Below are 14,795 nucleotides of genomic sequence, written 5' to 3'. Positions count from 1 at the left end.
ACGGAAAGGGCGGAAACATGGTAAGAAGAATATATGTAGAAAAGAAGAAGGGATTTGACGTAGAGGCGCAGAGTATGCTGGAGGACATTCAGCAGAACCTCCATGTAGACGGATTAAAGGGAGTAAGAATTTTAAACCGCTATGACGTGGACGGCATAGACGATGCCACCTACCAAAGAACAAGATATACCGTGTTTGCAGAACCAGCCATTGACATTGCTTACGATGAGCATATGCCGGAGGAGCTGAGTTCTGCAACTTTTTTTTCTGTTGAATACCTGCCGGGCCAGTACGACCAGCGGGCGGATTCCGCGGCCCAGTGCATCAAACTGATTAACGCTCAGGCAGACGCGACCGTAAAGTTTGCCAGAGTCATTGTGCTGGAAGGCGAGGTAACGGAACAGCAGGTCGCGGCGATCAAAAATTACTGCGTGAATCCGGTGGATTCGCAGATCGCGGAAAACGCCAAGCCGGAGACACTTGAAATGGAGACCGTGGTTCCGGAGGACGTGAAGACGATGGACGGCTTTATTGAAAAAGATGAAGAGGCTCTGGAACTGTTCCGCAGAGAAATGGAATTTGCCATGAGCCCTGACGATATTCGGGTGATTCAGGACTATTTTAAAAACGAAGAGAAGAGAGATCCATCCATAACGGAGCTGAAGGTAATCGATACCTACTGGTCCGACCACTGCAGACACACCACCTTCAACACCAGCCTTACGGATATCCGGTTTGAAGAGGGGCCTTACGGCGCCATGGTAAAGAAAGCTTTTGACGAATATCTGGACATGCGAAATGAGGTTTACGGCGACCGGGAAAAGGATGTCTGCCTCATGGACATGGCCTGCATGGGAACCAAATACCTGAAAAAGAAGGGCGTTCTTCACGATCTGGACGAGTCGGAAGAGATCAATGCCTGCAGCATAAAAGTAAAGGCCAGAATCAACGGCAAGGATGAAGACTGGCTGGTAATGTTTAAAAATGAGACTCACAACCATCCGACGGAGATCGAACCTTTCGGCGGCGCGGCCACCTGCCTGGGCGGAGCGATCCGCGATCCCCTTTCAGGGCGGGTCTACGTTTATCAGGCTATGCGCGTGACCGGAGCGGCGGACCCGAGAAAGCCGGTTTCCGAGACGATTCCGGGTAAGCTGCCTCAGAGAAAGATTACCCAGGGAGCGGCTTCCGGCTACAGCTCCTACGGAAACCAGATCGGCCTTGCCACCGGCCTGGTGGACGAAATCTATGATGAAGATTACGTGGCAAAACGCATGGAGATCGGCGCGGTAATCGGCGCGGCCCCGGCGGACCACGTTGTTCGTAAAGTTCCGCAGCCGGGAGACGTGATTATTCTCGTGGGCGGACGTACAGGAAGAGACGGCTGCGGCGGAGCTACCGGTTCCTCGAAGGAACATACCGAAGATTCCATCCTTGAATGCGGCGCAGAGGTACAGAAGGGAAATCCTCCTGTAGAAAGGAACATTCAGAGAATGTTCCGCAGAAAAGAAGTGGCGACACTGATCAAACGCTGCAACGACTTCGGAGCGGGCGGAGTATCCGTTGCCATCGGCGAACTGGCCGAGGGTCTGGATATCAACCTGGATCTGGTTCCGAAAAAATATGAAGGTCTGGACGGAACAGAGCTGGCCATTTCCGAATCGCAGGAGAGAATGGCCGTAGTGATCGAAAAAGATAAAGAAGCGGAATTCATCGCTTACGCCCATGAGGAAAATCTGGAAGCAACCACCGTTGCCAAAGTAACCGATGAAGGCCGGGTTAGAATGTACTGGAGGGACAAGCTCATTCTCGACCTTTCCCGTGCGTTCCTCGATACCAACGGCGCCAGGCAGGAGGCATCGGTAGATGTAGCTGGCGGGTTTGACCCACAGGCGCTGACGGAGACCTTCTCCGCTGAGGAGGCGCTTGAGGATCTCAACTGCTGCAGCAGAAAGGGACTGATCGAGCGGTTCGACAGCACCATCGGAGCCTCCACCGTGCTGATGCCTCTGGGCGGAAAATACCAGCTTTCCCCGGCACAGGGAATGGCAGCCAAGCTGCCGGTAACGGAAGGGGAAACAACGACCGCCACCTTGATGACCTATGGCTTCAATCCCAAGATCGCGAAGACGAGCCCGTTCCACGGCGCTATGTACGCAGTCATTGACTCCGTAACAAAGATGGTAGCCATGGGAGCGGACTATAAAACCATCCGCCTCACCTTCCAGGAATACTTTGAAAAGCTGGGACAGGACCCCAAGCGCTGGGGAAAACCCATGGCTGCCCTTTTGGGAGCCCTGCGGGTGCAGAGAGAACTGGCAATCCCGTCTATCGGAGGCAAGGACAGCATGTCGGGAACCTTCATGGACATCAACGTTCCTCCGACCCTGGTATCCTTTGCTGTAGCGGTATTGGATGCGGATCAGGTAGTATCCACGGAATTGAAGAAAACAGGAAGCCGGCTGGTTTATCTGCCGTCCTCCAGAGATGAAGAGGGAATTATCGACTTTGACGCATACAGAACGTCGATGGATAAAGTAAGAGAGCTGACGAAAGCCGGCAAGGTGCTGGCAGCTTCCGCCATCGGCGAAGGCGGCCTGTTTATGACCCTGGTTAAGATGGCCGTCGGCAATAAGATCGGTGTATCGGCGCCGGATACGGAGAACACAGGACTGGATTACGGCGGCATTGTGCTGGAGCTGGATGCCAGTGAAGATATCGCTGCCATTTTACAGGGCGTAGAATACCGATTAATTGGAAAAACTACGGAAGAGAGCATCATTGAGATGAAGGGTGTCTCCATGGATCTTTCCGATATAATCAGCCGCTGGGAGCAGCCGCTGGAAAGCGTATTCCCGGTAAGGACAAAGGACAATACGGACGAAAAACCGCAAAAGCTTTCCTTTACAGAGAGAAACACCAAAGCTCCGGCTGTAAAAATCGCAAAGCCAAGGGTGCTGATCCCCGCTTTCCCGGGAACCAACTGCGAGATGGACTCCAAGAGAGCTTTCGAGCGGGCCGGCGCCCAGGCGGACATTCACATTATCCGCAATATGACCCAGAGCCAGCTGATTGATTCCATCGAAGAGCTGGAACGCAAAATAAGGGAAAGCCAGATTATCATGATTCCGGGAGGATTCAGCGGCGGCGATGAACCGGATGGTTCCGCCAAATTCATTACCGCAGTGTTCCGCAATCCGAGAATCAAGGAAGCGGTTACTGATCTTCTGGAGAACAGAGACGGCCTGATGCTGGGAATCTGCAACGGTTTCCAAGCCTTAATCAAGCTGGGACTGGTGCCGCAGGGAAGGATCGTCGATCCGGACGAAAACAGCCCGACTCTGACCTATAATAAGATCGGGCGTCATGAATCCTGTCTGATCCGCACACGGGTGGCATCGGTTAAGTCGCCCTGGCTGGCCGGCGCCCAGGTGGGAGATATCCACACGATTCCCATCTCCCATGGAGAAGGAAGGTTCATCGCCGGTGAAGAGGTTATGCAATCTCTGATCGCCAACGGACAGGTGGCTACGCAATATGTGGATTTTGACGGCAATCCGTCTATGGACATCGCCTTCAATCCCAACTTCTCCAATATGGCCATTGAAGGAATCACTTCCCCGGACGGCAGAGTGCTGGGTAAGATGGGCCACTCAGAGAGAATCGGACAGTATGTATATAAGAATGTGGACGGAAACAAGGATCAGCAGATCTTTGAATCCGGTGTAAAGTATTTTAAATAACAGAGTAAGTATAATCAGGAGGTAATAGAAGTGAAAGTAGCAATTATTATGGGCAGTAAATCCGACTACCCGGTGGTACAGAAAGCCGAAGATATTTTAAAACATTTCAATGTGGAGACAGAAACCAGAATTATTTCCGCGCACAGAACACCGAGAGTAGCCGAAGACTTTGCCGCCACGGCAGAGGAAAAGGGATTTGAAGTAATCATCGCAGCTGCGGGAAAAGCCGCGCATCTGGCAGGCGTTCTGGCTGCTACGACTCCGCTGCCGGTAATTGGAATCCCAATGAAATCCAGCACTCTGGACGGACTGGATTCCCTGCTCTCCGTGGTGCAGATGCCAAAGGGCGTGCCTGTTGCCACCGTGGCGGTTGACGGAGCTGAAAACGCCGGACTTCTGGCCGTGCAGATCCTCAGCACCAAATACCCACAGCTGAGACAGGCCATCAAAGATTACAAGAAGAAGATGGAAGAAGATATTATCAAGCTGGACGAGGAATTCAACGCGCCGCCGGAACAGAAAGTCATTATTTCAGATAAATAAAGGGAGGAAATACCAATGAAAAAATTAGAACAGCTCTATGAGGGAAAAGCAAAGAAAGTTTTCAAAACAGATGATCCGAAACTGTATATCGTAGAATACAAAGACGACGCCACGGCTTTCAACGGCGAAAAGAAAGGCCAGATCGCAGGTAAGGGCGCAGTAAACAACGTAATGAGCAACATCGTGTTCCAGCTGCTGGAACAGAAGGGCGTTCCCACTCATTTCGTGGAGCAGCTGAGCGACAGGGAAACTGTAGTAAAGGCTGTTGAAATTTTACCTCTGGAAGTAATCACCAGAAACGTTTCCGCCGGTTCCTTCGCTAAGAGATACGGCGTGGAAGAGGGCATTGTGTTCGAGAATCCGACCTTCGAATTCTCCTATAAGAACGATGACCTGGGCGATCCGCTCATGTGCGAATCCCACGCTCTGGCCCTGGGACTTGCCACAGAAGAGCAGATCGAAACCATCAAAAAATATACAGCTGTCGTTAACGAGACCATGAAAGAATTCTTCCTGGAAAAAGGATTGAAACTCATCGACTTTAAGATTGAGTTTGGCCTTTATGACGGAGAAGTAATCCTGGCGGACGAAGTCTCTCCCGATACTTGCAGACTCTGGGACGTGAAGACCAACGAAAAGATGGACAAAGACCGTTTCAGAAGGGACCTGGGCAATGTGGAAGAGACCTACCAGGAAGTGCTGAAACGAGTACAAAAATAAATTCAGGGGAAAAGGGATGAAAGAGAGAAAAACAGAATATCGGCTGGACAGACTGCTCGAGGATGAGAAGTTTCATGACGAATGCGGCGTCGTAGGCGTATATGCTCCGGGAAAAGAAGACATTGCCCGCGGCGTCTATTTCGGATTGCACGCTCTGCAGCACAGGGGACAGGAGAGCGCGGGAATTGCTTCCAACAGGGGCGGAAAAATCCGGTATTATAAGGACATGGGCCTGGTCCAGGAGATCTTTAACGATGAGATCATCGGACGGCTGCAGGGGGATATTGCCATCGGCCATGTGCGCTATTCTACGGCGGGTGAAAGCCATGCCGTCAACGCCATGCCTCTGGTGGCCTATTACAGAGGCGGAGCGGTAGCGCTGGCCCATAACGGAAATTTAGTGAACGCCCATATCCTGCGCAAGAACCTGCAGGATGACGGCGTCAAATTTCAGACAGGTATTGATTCGGAAGTGATCGCGGCCCTCATTGCCAGATACGGAAATGAAGGGACAATTGAAGAAGCAGTTACTAAAACGCTGGATGTGATCCGGGGCGGTTATGCCCTGGTTATCACTGCGGGCGATAAGCTGATCGGCGTGCGGGACCCCAACGGAATACGGCCCTTATGCATCGGCAGGAATGACGAGGGTTTTGTGCTGGCGTCGGAAAGCTGCGTTTTCCCGGTACTGGGAGCACAGCTCCTGCGGGACGTGGCGCCGGGTGAAATGATTGTGATTGAAAAGGGAGAGCTGAAATCCTTCAGCTATGGGCCCCGGGAGAGACGGGCGTCCTGCGCTTTTGAATACGTTTATTTTTCAAGGCCGGACAGCAGGCTGGACAAGATCGGCGTTTATACGGCCCGGAGCGAATGCGGCAGGATCCTGGCAAGAGAATGTCCCGTAGCGGCGGACATGGTCATTTCCGTTCCCGATTCAGGGACGGTGGCCGCCATCGGCTATGCGGAGGAATCGGGAATTCCCTATGGAGAAGGACTGATTAAAAACCGCTATGTGGGAAGGACTTTCATTCAGCCGGACCAGCGGATGCGCGAGCTTTCCGTAAAGCTCAAGCTAAATGTGCTCAAGGATAACGTGGAGGGCAAGAGGATCATCATGGTGGATGACTCGGTAGTACGGGGAACCACCAGCGGCAAAATCGTCCAAATGCTCAAAGACGCCGGTGCCAGAGAGGTTCACCTGCGAGTGGCGTCTCCACCGGTCACCGACCCCTGCTTTTTCGGAATCGATACGCCTGATAAGAGTAAACTGATTGCAGCAGCCCATTCCGTGGAAGAGATCCGCAGAAAGACCGGTGCGGATTCTCTGGGCTATCTCAGCGTGGAAGGTATGCTGAAAGCCATTGGAATGGGTGAAGATAAGGTATGTACGGCCTGCTTTACGGGAGAGTATCCCATAAGGCTGCCGGAACTGGACATGGAACTGGAGGATGAACCATGGATGATATGAAAAAACTGACCTACAAGGATGCGGGTGTAGATACAAAGGAAGGCGAACGGGCGGTATCCCTGATGAAAGATCATGTGAAAAGGACCTTTAATGAGAATGTTCTCACAGGTCTGGGCAGCTTCGGCAGCCTTTTTCAGATCGACGTGGCCGCAATGAAACAGCCGGTCCTGGTATCCGGCACCGATGGAGTTGGAACAAAGCTGAAAATCGCTTTTCTCATGGACAAGCATGACACCGTAGGGATTGACTGCGTGGCCATGTGCGTCAACGATGTGCTCTGTCAGGGAGCCAAGCCGCTCTTTTTCCTGGATTACATCGCCACGGGAAAGGTAAAAGCGGAGAAGATCGCCGACATTGTGAAAGGAATCGCGGAAGGCTGCCGTCAGGCGGGAAGCGCGCTTGTAGGTGGAGAAACCGCGGAAATGCCGGACTTTTACAGCGAAGGCGAATACGATATGGCCGGTTTTTCAGTAGGTATGGTGGACAAAGAGAAGATCATTACAGGAGATAAGGTAGCCGAAGGGAACGTGATCGTGGGAATCGCTTCCAGCGGAATCCACAGCAACGGCTACTCCCTGGTAAGAAAGGTTTTCTTTGATAAGATGGAAATGGACGTCAGGGACCATGTGGAAGAGCTGGGCATGAGCCTGGGCGAAGCACTGCTGACTCCGACCAAGATCTATGCCAATGCCTGCAACGCGGTTCTTCCCAAATACGAAGTCAACGGAATCGTCCACATCACAGGCGGAGGATTCTTTGAAAATATCCCGCGGATTCTGCCGGAAGGCCTGGCCGCCAAAATTAAAATCGGCACATGGAAGGTGCCGCCGATCTTCCCCTACATTAAAAAATGCGGAAACATTGAAAAGACGGAAATGTTTTCCACCTTTAACATGGGTGTGGGAATGATGATGATCGTAGATGCCAAAGACGCGGACGCAGTGGTAAAGGCGCTGCGCGGCGCCGGCGAGACTGCGGACATTATCGGTCAGGTAGTTAAAACCGATGACGATAAAGTGATTTTGGAGGACAAATAAATGGTGAATATTTCCGTGCTGGTTTCCGGCGGCGGCACCAATCTGCAGGCGCTTATCGATAAGATTCAGGGCGGGGAACTGGAAGGCGCCAGAATCGTTCAGGTCATCGCCAGCAGAGAAGGGGTTTATGCCCTGGAGCGGGCCGCAAAAGCCGGAATCAAGGGAAAAGTGGTTAAGGAGACCGGCAGGCTGCTGCAGGAGCTGGCCGAGGCGGAGACCGATCTGGTGGTGCTGGCGGGCTATATGAAGGTGCTGGAACCGGCGGTGATCGATGCCTACCGCAAGCGGATCATCAATATCCATCCGTCCCTGATTCCAAAATACTGCGGCAAGGGTTTTTACGGCAAGCGGGTGCATCAGGCCGTGCTGGACGGAGGCGAATCTGTTTCCGGAGCTACCGTGCATTTTGTGGACGAGGGCGTAGACACCGGGGAGATTATCCTTCAAAGAGAGGTCCCGGTGAAGCCCGGCGATACGGCGGATACTTTGGCCGCCAGAGTACTTGAAACAGAGCATGTAATTTTAGCAGAAGGAATCAAGAAGGTAATGGCAGAACTGCCAGAGAAAGAAGGAGGCAATCAATGGGCGGAGTAATTGGATTTGTTTCCAAACAGGACTGCGTAATGGACCTGTTTTTCGGAACAGATTACCACTCTCACTTAGGAACAAAGAACGGCGGCATGTGCGTTTTACAGAAAAACGGCTTTAACCGTTCGATTCATAATATAGAAAATTCACCTTTTCGCAGCAAATTCGAAAGCGACATCGAAGAGATGGAGGGCAATATGGGAATCGGCGCCATCAGTGACGGAGATCCCCAGCCGCTGACTGTCTGCAGCAGACAGGGAGATTATGCCATCACTACGGTGGGACGTATCAATAATAAAGAGGAAATTGTGAAGGAGCTTTTGAAAGACCGTCCGACACAGTTTATGTCCATGAGCGGTGGGGCCATCAACAATACGGAGCTGGTTGCGGCTTTGGTTTCCACGGGGCGCGATATTGTAGACGGAATCCGTATTGCCCAGGCCAAAATTGACGGCTCCCTCACCATGCTGATTCTCACACGGCAGGGACTCTATGCCGCCAGGGATAAGTACGGCAGGACTCCCCTGATTATCGGCAAAAAGGATGGGGCCTACTGTGCGGCTTCCGAATCCTTTGCTTTCATCAATGTAGGCTATAAATACCAGAGAGAACTGGGTCCGGCGGAGATCGCCTTTCTCACTGCCGACAGCGAGAAGACCGTCGGTGAGCCGCAGGAGGGCATGCGTATCTGTGCGTTCATGTGGACTTATTTCGGCTACACCACTTCCATCTATGAAGGCAGAAACGTAGAGCTGATGCGGAACCGCAACGGGGAGCTTTTGGCCCAGAGAGACGGGGATCTGGACGTGGACTATGTGGCAGGTGTTCCGGACAGCGGTATCGCCCATGCCCTGGGATACGCCAATCAATCGCGGGTTCCATACGCAAGGCCATTGATTAAATATACGCCGACCTGGCCCCGGAGCTTTATGCCCCAGAACCAGAAGGCCCGTAATCTGATCGCCAAAATGAAGCTGGTGCCTGTATTCCAGATCATCCGGGATAAAAAGTTCGTTTTGGTAGACGACTCCATTGTAAGGGGAACGCAGCTTTCAGAAACCGTGTCCTACCTCATTGACAACGGCGCCAAGGAGATCCACGTCCGCTCGGCCTGTCCGCCGATCATGTACGGATGCAAATTCCTCAATTTTTCCCGCTCAGTCAGCGATATGGAGTTAATCACCCGCCGGGTAATTAAACACTTGGAAAAAATCGAAGGGGATGAAATTCCGGAAGAGCTTTTGGCGGAATACGCGGACAGCAACAGCCAAAAGCATGAGGCAATGGTCGAGGAAATCCGCAGCAGGCTTGAATTTGACAGCCTGAAATTCCAGAACCTGGAGGATACCATAGAGGCTATTGGCGTGGACAGCTGTAACCTTTGCACTTATTGTTGGAACGGAAAGGAATAATGAAAAATGAGAGCATTACTTAGTGTTTCGGATAAGAGCGGAATCGTAGAATTCGCGCAGGAACTTGAAAAATTAGGCGTAAAGATCATTTCCACGGGAGGAACCCACAAGCGGCTGGCGGACAACGGCGTAGATGTGATCGGTATTTCAGAAGTAACCGGGTTTCCCGAATGTCTGGACGGAAGAGTCAAGACCCTCCACCCGGCGGTACACGGAGGAATTCTGGCTATGCGGGACAAGCCGGATCATATGAAGCAGCTGGCGGATCTGAACATCGAAACGATCGACATTGTTGCCATCAATCTGTATCCATTCAAGGAGACGATCTTAAAGCCGGGCGTGACTCTGGAAGACGCCATTGAAAATATTGATATCGGAGGACCGACCATGCTCCGTTCGGCAGCGAAAAATCACCGGGACGTGGTTGTAGTTTGCGATCCTGCGGATTACGGGAAAGTCATCGAAGAGCTGAAGGAAAACAAGACGGTTTCCTATGACACGAAATACAGGCTGGCGCTGAAGGTTTTCCAGCATACGGCCGCTTACGACGCCATGATCTCCGATTATCTGAGAAAACAGATCGACGGCGAGCTGCCGGATAACCTCACCTTGACCTTTGAAAAGGTGCAGGAGCTGCGCTACGGAGAAAATCCCCACCAGAAGGCGTCTTACTATAAAGAAATTCAGCCGGCCGCCGGAAGCCTGGTTAGAGCTGAGCAGCTGCACGGCAAAGAGCTTTCTTTCAATAATATCAATGACACCAACGGAGCCCTGGCAGCGCTGAAAGAATTTACAGAGCCGACGGTAGTGGCGGTAAAACATGCTAATCCATGCGGCGTGGGAACCGGATTCGATATCCTGAGCGCCTATAAAAAGGCATACGACTGCGACCCGACTTCCATTTTCGGAGGAATCGTAGCGGCTAACCGTCCCATCGACGGGCCTACGGCGGAAGAGATCAACAAGATCTTCATTGAGATCGTCATTGCGCCGGATTTCACCAAAGAAGCTATGGACATCCTCACACAGAAAAAGAATATCCGCCTGCTCAAGCTGGAAGATATCGGCGACAAGGGACCGGAGGGGCAGATTGATATTAAAAAGGTCAGCGGCGGCCTGCTGGTACAGGGAACCGATGACATACTCTTTGACGAAGCGGAGCTGAAGGTGGTGACAGACCGGATTCCGACTGAAAAGGAAATGGAAGACATGAAGCTGGCGATGAAGGTTGTCAAGCACATTAAATCCAATGGTATCGTTATCGCCAGGGATCAGGCTACCGTAGGCATCGGACCGGGACAGGTGAACCGTATCTGGGCAGTGGAAAACGCCATTCGTCAGGCCAACTCTTCGCTCAAAGGCGCGGTGCTGGCATCGGATGCTTTCTTCCCCTTCGACGATTGCGTAACCGCAGCGGCAGCGGCGGGAATTACGGCCATCATCCAGCCGGGAGGTTCCATGAGAGATCAGGAATCCATCGATAAGGCCAACGAGCTGGGTATCGCTATGGTATTCTGCGGAGTCCGTCATTTCAAACATTAAGTTCAGGAGAGGCATATGAGAGTATTAGTTGTGGGCGGCGGCGGCAGAGAACACGCCATCGTGTGGAAGCTGGCCCAGAGCCCGAAAGTAGATAAAATTTATTGCGCACCGGGCAATGCGGGAATTGCTCTGGACGCCGAGTGTGTTGCCATTAAGGCCGAGGATATTGAAGGCCTCCGCGCCTTTGCTAAAGATCATCAGATCGATCTGGCGGTCATCGGACCGGAAGTGCCGCTGGCTATGGGAATTGTGGATGAAATGGAAAAGGCGGGAATCACTGCCTTTGGGCCAAATAAAAAATGTTCTCAGCTGGAAGCCAGCAAATCCTTTACCAAAAGCTTTTTAGAGAGACACAGAATCCCTACGGCGGGATACAAGGAATTCACCGACAAGCAGGAGCTTTTGGACGCAGTGGGTCTCTTTGGCTATCCGATGGTGCTGAAAGCCGATGGGCTGGCGGCGGGCAAGGGCGTTGTCATCGCTGAGAATGAAGAGGACGCAAAGGCAGCCATTGAGGAAATGATGGGCGACCGGGTCTTTGGCAGTGCCGGAGACAAGGTGGTAGTGGAAGAATTCCTTACGGGAATCGAAGCGTCCATGCTGTGCTTTGTGGATGAAAACACCATCGTTCCCATGGAATCCGCTCAGGACTATAAAAGAATCCTGGATGGGGACAAAGGCCCCAACACAGGGGGAATGGGAACATATTCTCCAAGCCTGGTATTTGATGAAGCGCTGGAAGAACGGATACGAAAAGAGATTCTGGAGCCGACCCTCAAAGGCTTTCAGGAGGATGGACTGGACTTTAAGGGCGTTCTTTTCATCGGTTTGATGATTTCCGGAGGCGCTCCCAAAGTAATTGAATTCAACAATCGCTTCGGTGACCCGGAGGCCCAGTCTGTGCTGGCCAGACTGGACAGCGACCTGCTCGATATTTTTCTGGCAGTGACACAAAATAAGCTGGCTGATGTAGAGATCAAATGGAGCGATAAAAAGGCCGTATGCGTTGTGCTGGCTTCCGGCGGATATCCGGGAAGCTATGAAAAGGGCAAAGAAATCAAGGGGCTGGATAAGGTCGATGAAGACGTGGTCGTGTTCCATGCCGGCACTGCCTCCCAGCATCTGTGCGATGAAAATTCCTGCCGCAGCGCGGTGGTAACTTCCGGAGGCCGGGTACTGGGCGTTACGGCAACGGGCGATACCCACGAGCAGGCAAGAGCAAAAGCCTTCGATAATGTAAAGCGAATCTCCTTTGATGGAATGCAGTACAGAAATGATATTGGAATAATCAACGCAAATCTGGTATAATAGAAAAAATAAATCAAGGGAGGCAACGTTATGAAAAAGCAAATTATAACCATCAGCCGTGAGTTTGGCAGCGGGGGTAGACTGATCGGAAGACGTCTGGCTGACGATTTAGGGATTCCCTATTATGATAAAGAACTCCTTTCGAGGATTGCCGAAGAAAGCGGCTTTTCCAGAGAAATGATGGAAGAGGCAGAGATGAAAGCGAAAAACAGCTTTTTTTACAGTCTGTCTTCCGCCTTTGGGACCGGGGATTCCGGCCCGGACAGCCTGTCTCTGAATGAACGCTTTTTCCTGGCTCAGTTCGATACGATCCGAAAAATCGCAGATGAAGGCTCCTGCGTCATCGTAGGAAGATGTGCGGACTATGTGCTTCGCGGCATTCATGGCGCAACCAATATCTTTATTTACGCAGAGGCGGAGGATAAGATCAAACGCGCGGTGGAAGAATACGGAGTGCCTGAAAAGGATGTTAAAAAAATCATGAACGATACGGATAAAGCCCGTGCCAATTACTATAATTACCACACCGGCCGCAAATGGGGAGATCCGGTCAACTACAACCTGTGTATTGACAGCGGATACATATCCATAGAAAATATCGTGAAGATCATCAAGGATTATCTGGAATTGAAGCTGGATCGATAGCGGCAAACGAACAATTGAAACAAAAGGACCGTCGGGACGGATGACGGTCCTTTTTGATTTGCGCAAATGCTTGATTCGGTATTCAATTGGATATACTAACGAAAAAAAGAAAAGGAGAGAGGAGAGATTATGAAACAACTCTATGGATACGCAAGGGTATCCACCCGGGAACAAAACGAAGATCGGCAGATAATCGCTCTTAGAGAATTTTCCGTTCCGGCCGATCACATCTATCTGGATAAGCAGAGCGGAAAGGATTTTAACCGGCCCCAGTACAAACGGCTCCTGCGCAGATTGAAACCGGGGGATGTAGTGGCTGTCAAATCCATTGACCGGCTGGGACGCAACTACGAGGAAATTCTGGAGCAGTGGCGACTGCTGACCAAGGAGAAGCGGGTCAACGTGACGGTGCTGGATATGCCGCTTCTCAACACTCAGGGCAGCAAGGATCTGACGGGCACTCTGATCGCCGATATCGTCCTGCAGCTGCTCAGCTATGTGGCCCAGACCGAGCGGGAAAACATCCGCCAGAGGCAGACCGAAGGCATCGCGGCGGCCAAAGCCAGAGGCGTGCGCTTTGGAAGGCCGCAGAAGCAGATTCCTGAAGATTTCTTTTTCCTGCGGGAAATGTGGAGAACGGGCCAGATCAGCGGCAGAGAAGCCGCCCGCAGGCTTAACGTAACCCACAACACCTTCTTCAAATGGGCGAAGGACTTCCTTTAGAACGAGCTCCCGTCCCGGATACGGCTGAGGCCTGTGGTAAAAAAAGTAGACTTTTTTAGCCAGCCCTGTTTTCATGGTACATAAGGCAAAATTCAAGCAAATAGAGCAAAAATCCTTCCTGAAAAAGTATATCATGGCTGGCGAATTTTGTCTGATTTTCTGACCAAAACAGGGGAGGTGACGGTTGCCATGGAAGACAGCAGTTTGCTGCTTGAAGAGATTGCCGAGAAAGCCGGATGCAGCTTTCTTTCCGATTTGCATCAGGTCGGCAAAAAGGCCGATATTCTGCGTGCAATCGATCGGATTCCCCATAACCTTTACACAGGCAGGGGCTGGCGGGACACGGCCTCATATATCAGCGGGCAGGATTGCAGCTTTGATACCGAACCCGAAATAAGAAGATATCTGTCGGACTACTGTAAAGACGGCTCAGATAAATAAGAAGATTGCCAGGAAATGGCACATAGAGCCTAAAATGATAAATATATGGAAAATCTCATGAAAGCCAAATGTCGCAAAGATGTTTGGCTTTTTTATAATGTACATAACTGCGCCAATGGAGTAAAGGATTCCGCCGGCAGCCAGCCAGAAGACAAATTCGGATGATACATTCAGAGCCCCGATCTGAAAGACGATCGCCCAGCCCATGATTAAATACAGGCAAGTGTACAGCCAGCGGGGGCCGTTGAGCCAGCAGACTTTCAGGACAATTCCCACGATGGCGACGCTCCAGACAGCGATCAGCCAGATAAGGCCGCGGCTTTCCTCCATACAATTGGCCAGGATCGGTGTATAGGTCCCGGCGATCAAAACGTAGATCATGGAGTGATCCAGCTTGCGAAGCCTCCGCACCCTGCTCTCAGACCCCTGCGAATAGTGATAGATGCTGCTGCAGGAATAGAGCGCGATGAGGGACAGCCCAAAGACCACATAAGACCAGGAGTTTTCTTCCCGGCGGAAACAAGCCAGCAGTACGGCAGCGGCAACAGCCAGGATCGCTCCGATAAAGTGGGTCCAAAAGCTCCAATATTCTCTGGGTTTAAAAGTGCGAATTGTCATAATTGAT

The 14,795-nt window shown here is 51.6% G+C and carries 13 protein-coding genes; 12 read left to right on the top strand and 1 reads right to left on the bottom strand.

Translation table 11 applies throughout. The features are described from left to right. Positions 1-17 precede the first annotated feature (17 nt). The 12 genes from NE619_RS05495 (at position 18) to NE619_RS05440 (ending at position 14,170) form a co-directional block, all read left to right on the top strand. Positions 18-3,743, top strand: a complete 3,726-nt coding sequence (locus NE619_RS05495) for a phosphoribosylformylglycinamidine synthase (protein WP_256131367.1) — start codon at positions 18-20, stop codon at positions 3,741-3,743. A gap of 30 nt (positions 3,744-3,773) precedes the next feature. Further along, positions 3,774-4,286, top strand: coding sequence for a 5-(carboxyamino)imidazole ribonucleotide mutase (gene purE / locus NE619_RS05490; RefSeq protein WP_256131366.1), 513 nt, complete (start codon positions 3,774-3,776; stop codon positions 4,284-4,286). Positions 4,287-4,301: 15 nt separating this feature from the next. Further along, positions 4,302-5,006 carry a phosphoribosylaminoimidazolesuccinocarboxamide synthase gene (gene purC / locus NE619_RS05485; protein ID WP_256131365.1) on the top strand — a complete coding sequence of 235 codons (705 nt, stop codon included), beginning with the start codon at positions 4,302-4,304 and terminating at the stop codon, positions 5,004-5,006. 16 nt (positions 5,007-5,022) lie between these two features. After that, complete coding sequence (purF, locus tag NE619_RS05480; RefSeq protein WP_256131364.1) at positions 5,023-6,474, top strand: amidophosphoribosyltransferase; 1,452 nt, start codon at positions 5,023-5,025, stop codon at positions 6,472-6,474. After that, positions 6,471-7,511: a phosphoribosylformylglycinamidine cyclo-ligase gene (purM, locus tag NE619_RS05475; protein ID WP_256131402.1), complete on the top strand. Its 1,041-nt coding sequence runs from the start codon at positions 6,471-6,473 to the stop codon at positions 7,509-7,511. Before purF ends, purM begins: the two co-directional genes overlap by 4 nt. Further along, positions 7,512-8,105 (top strand): phosphoribosylglycinamide formyltransferase, encoded by a 594-nt coding sequence (gene purN / locus NE619_RS05470; RefSeq protein WP_256131363.1) that lies wholly within the window; start codon positions 7,512-7,514, stop codon positions 8,103-8,105. Further along, positions 8,093-9,511 (top strand): amidophosphoribosyltransferase, encoded by a 1,419-nt coding sequence (locus NE619_RS05465; protein ID WP_256131362.1) that lies wholly within the window; start codon positions 8,093-8,095, stop codon positions 9,509-9,511. The genes purN and NE619_RS05465 overlap by 13 nt, the downstream gene beginning before the upstream one ends. A gap of 6 nt (positions 9,512-9,517) precedes the next feature. Next, positions 9,518-11,053, top strand: a complete 1,536-nt coding sequence (gene purH, locus NE619_RS05460) for a bifunctional phosphoribosylaminoimidazolecarboxamide formyltransferase/IMP cyclohydrolase (protein ID WP_256131361.1) — start codon at positions 9,518-9,520, stop codon at positions 11,051-11,053. Between the two features lie 15 nt (positions 11,054-11,068). Next, on the top strand, positions 11,069-12,361 hold the full coding sequence (purD, locus tag NE619_RS05455; protein ID WP_256131360.1) for a phosphoribosylamine--glycine ligase: 1,293 nt from the start codon (positions 11,069-11,071) through the stop codon (positions 12,359-12,361). Between the two features lie 30 nt (positions 12,362-12,391). Further along, complete coding sequence (locus NE619_RS05450; protein ID WP_256131359.1) at positions 12,392-13,006, top strand: AAA family ATPase; 615 nt, start codon at positions 12,392-12,394, stop codon at positions 13,004-13,006. A 129-nt stretch (positions 13,007-13,135) separates the two neighbouring features. Beyond that, a complete protein-coding gene (locus NE619_RS05445; RefSeq protein WP_256131358.1) occupies positions 13,136-13,729 on the top strand; it encodes a recombinase family protein in 594 nt (197 codons plus the stop codon). Positions 13,730-13,918: 189 nt separating this feature from the next. After that, the gene (locus NE619_RS05440) at positions 13,919-14,170 is read left to right on the top strand and encodes a hypothetical protein (protein WP_256131357.1); all 252 of its coding nucleotides are present in this window, start codon (positions 13,919-13,921) and stop codon (positions 14,168-14,170) included. On the opposite strand, the gene trhA is transcribed toward NE619_RS05440, so the two are convergent. Continuing rightward, positions 14,159-14,788 (bottom strand): PAQR family membrane homeostasis protein TrhA, encoded by a 630-nt coding sequence (gene trhA / locus NE619_RS05435; protein ID WP_256131356.1) that lies wholly within the window; start codon positions 14,786-14,788, stop codon positions 14,159-14,161. The two genes, NE619_RS05440 and trhA, sit on opposite strands and share 12 nt — an antisense overlap. Between the last annotated feature and the right edge of the window lie 7 nt (positions 14,789-14,795).

Source organism: Anaerovorax odorimutans (assembly GCF_024459955.1).
GTDB classification, from domain to species: domain Bacteria; phylum Bacillota; class Clostridia; order Peptostreptococcales; family Anaerovoracaceae; genus Hominibacterium; species Hominibacterium odorimutans_A.
This window is presented reverse-complemented; position numbering and strand designations above follow the sequence as displayed.

Excerpts from the sequence above, each read along its gene's own strand:
- NE619_RS05495 (WP_256131367.1), top strand. The coding sequence starts at position 18 with ATGGTAAGAAGAATATATGTAGAAAAGAAGAAGGGATTTGACGTAGAG.
- purC (WP_256131365.1), top strand. The coding sequence starts at position 4,302 with ATGAAAAAATTAGAACAGCTCTATGAGGGAAAAGCAAAGAAAGTTTTC.
- purF (WP_256131364.1), top strand. The coding sequence starts at position 5,023 with ATGAAAGAGAGAAAAACAGAATATCGGCTGGACAGACTGCTCGAGGAT.
- purM (WP_256131402.1), top strand. The coding sequence starts at position 6,471 with ATGAAAAAACTGACCTACAAGGATGCGGGTGTAGATACAAAGGAAGGC.
- purN (WP_256131363.1), top strand. The coding sequence starts at position 7,512 with ATGGTGAATATTTCCGTGCTGGTTTCCGGCGGCGGCACCAATCTGCAG.
- NE619_RS05465 (WP_256131362.1), top strand. The coding sequence starts at position 8,093 with ATGGGCGGAGTAATTGGATTTGTTTCCAAACAGGACTGCGTAATGGAC.
- purH (WP_256131361.1), top strand. The coding sequence starts at position 9,518 with ATGAGAGCATTACTTAGTGTTTCGGATAAGAGCGGAATCGTAGAATTC.
- purD (WP_256131360.1), top strand. The coding sequence starts at position 11,069 with ATGAGAGTATTAGTTGTGGGCGGCGGCGGCAGAGAACACGCCATCGTG.
- NE619_RS05450 (WP_256131359.1), top strand. The coding sequence starts at position 12,392 with ATGAAAAAGCAAATTATAACCATCAGCCGTGAGTTTGGCAGCGGGGGT.
- NE619_RS05445 (WP_256131358.1), top strand. The coding sequence starts at position 13,136 with ATGAAACAACTCTATGGATACGCAAGGGTATCCACCCGGGAACAAAAC.
- NE619_RS05440 (WP_256131357.1), top strand. The coding sequence starts at position 13,919 with ATGGAAGACAGCAGTTTGCTGCTTGAAGAGATTGCCGAGAAAGCCGGA.
- trhA (WP_256131356.1), bottom strand. The coding sequence starts at position 14,788 with ATGACAATTCGCACTTTTAAACCCAGAGAATATTGGAGCTTTTGGACC.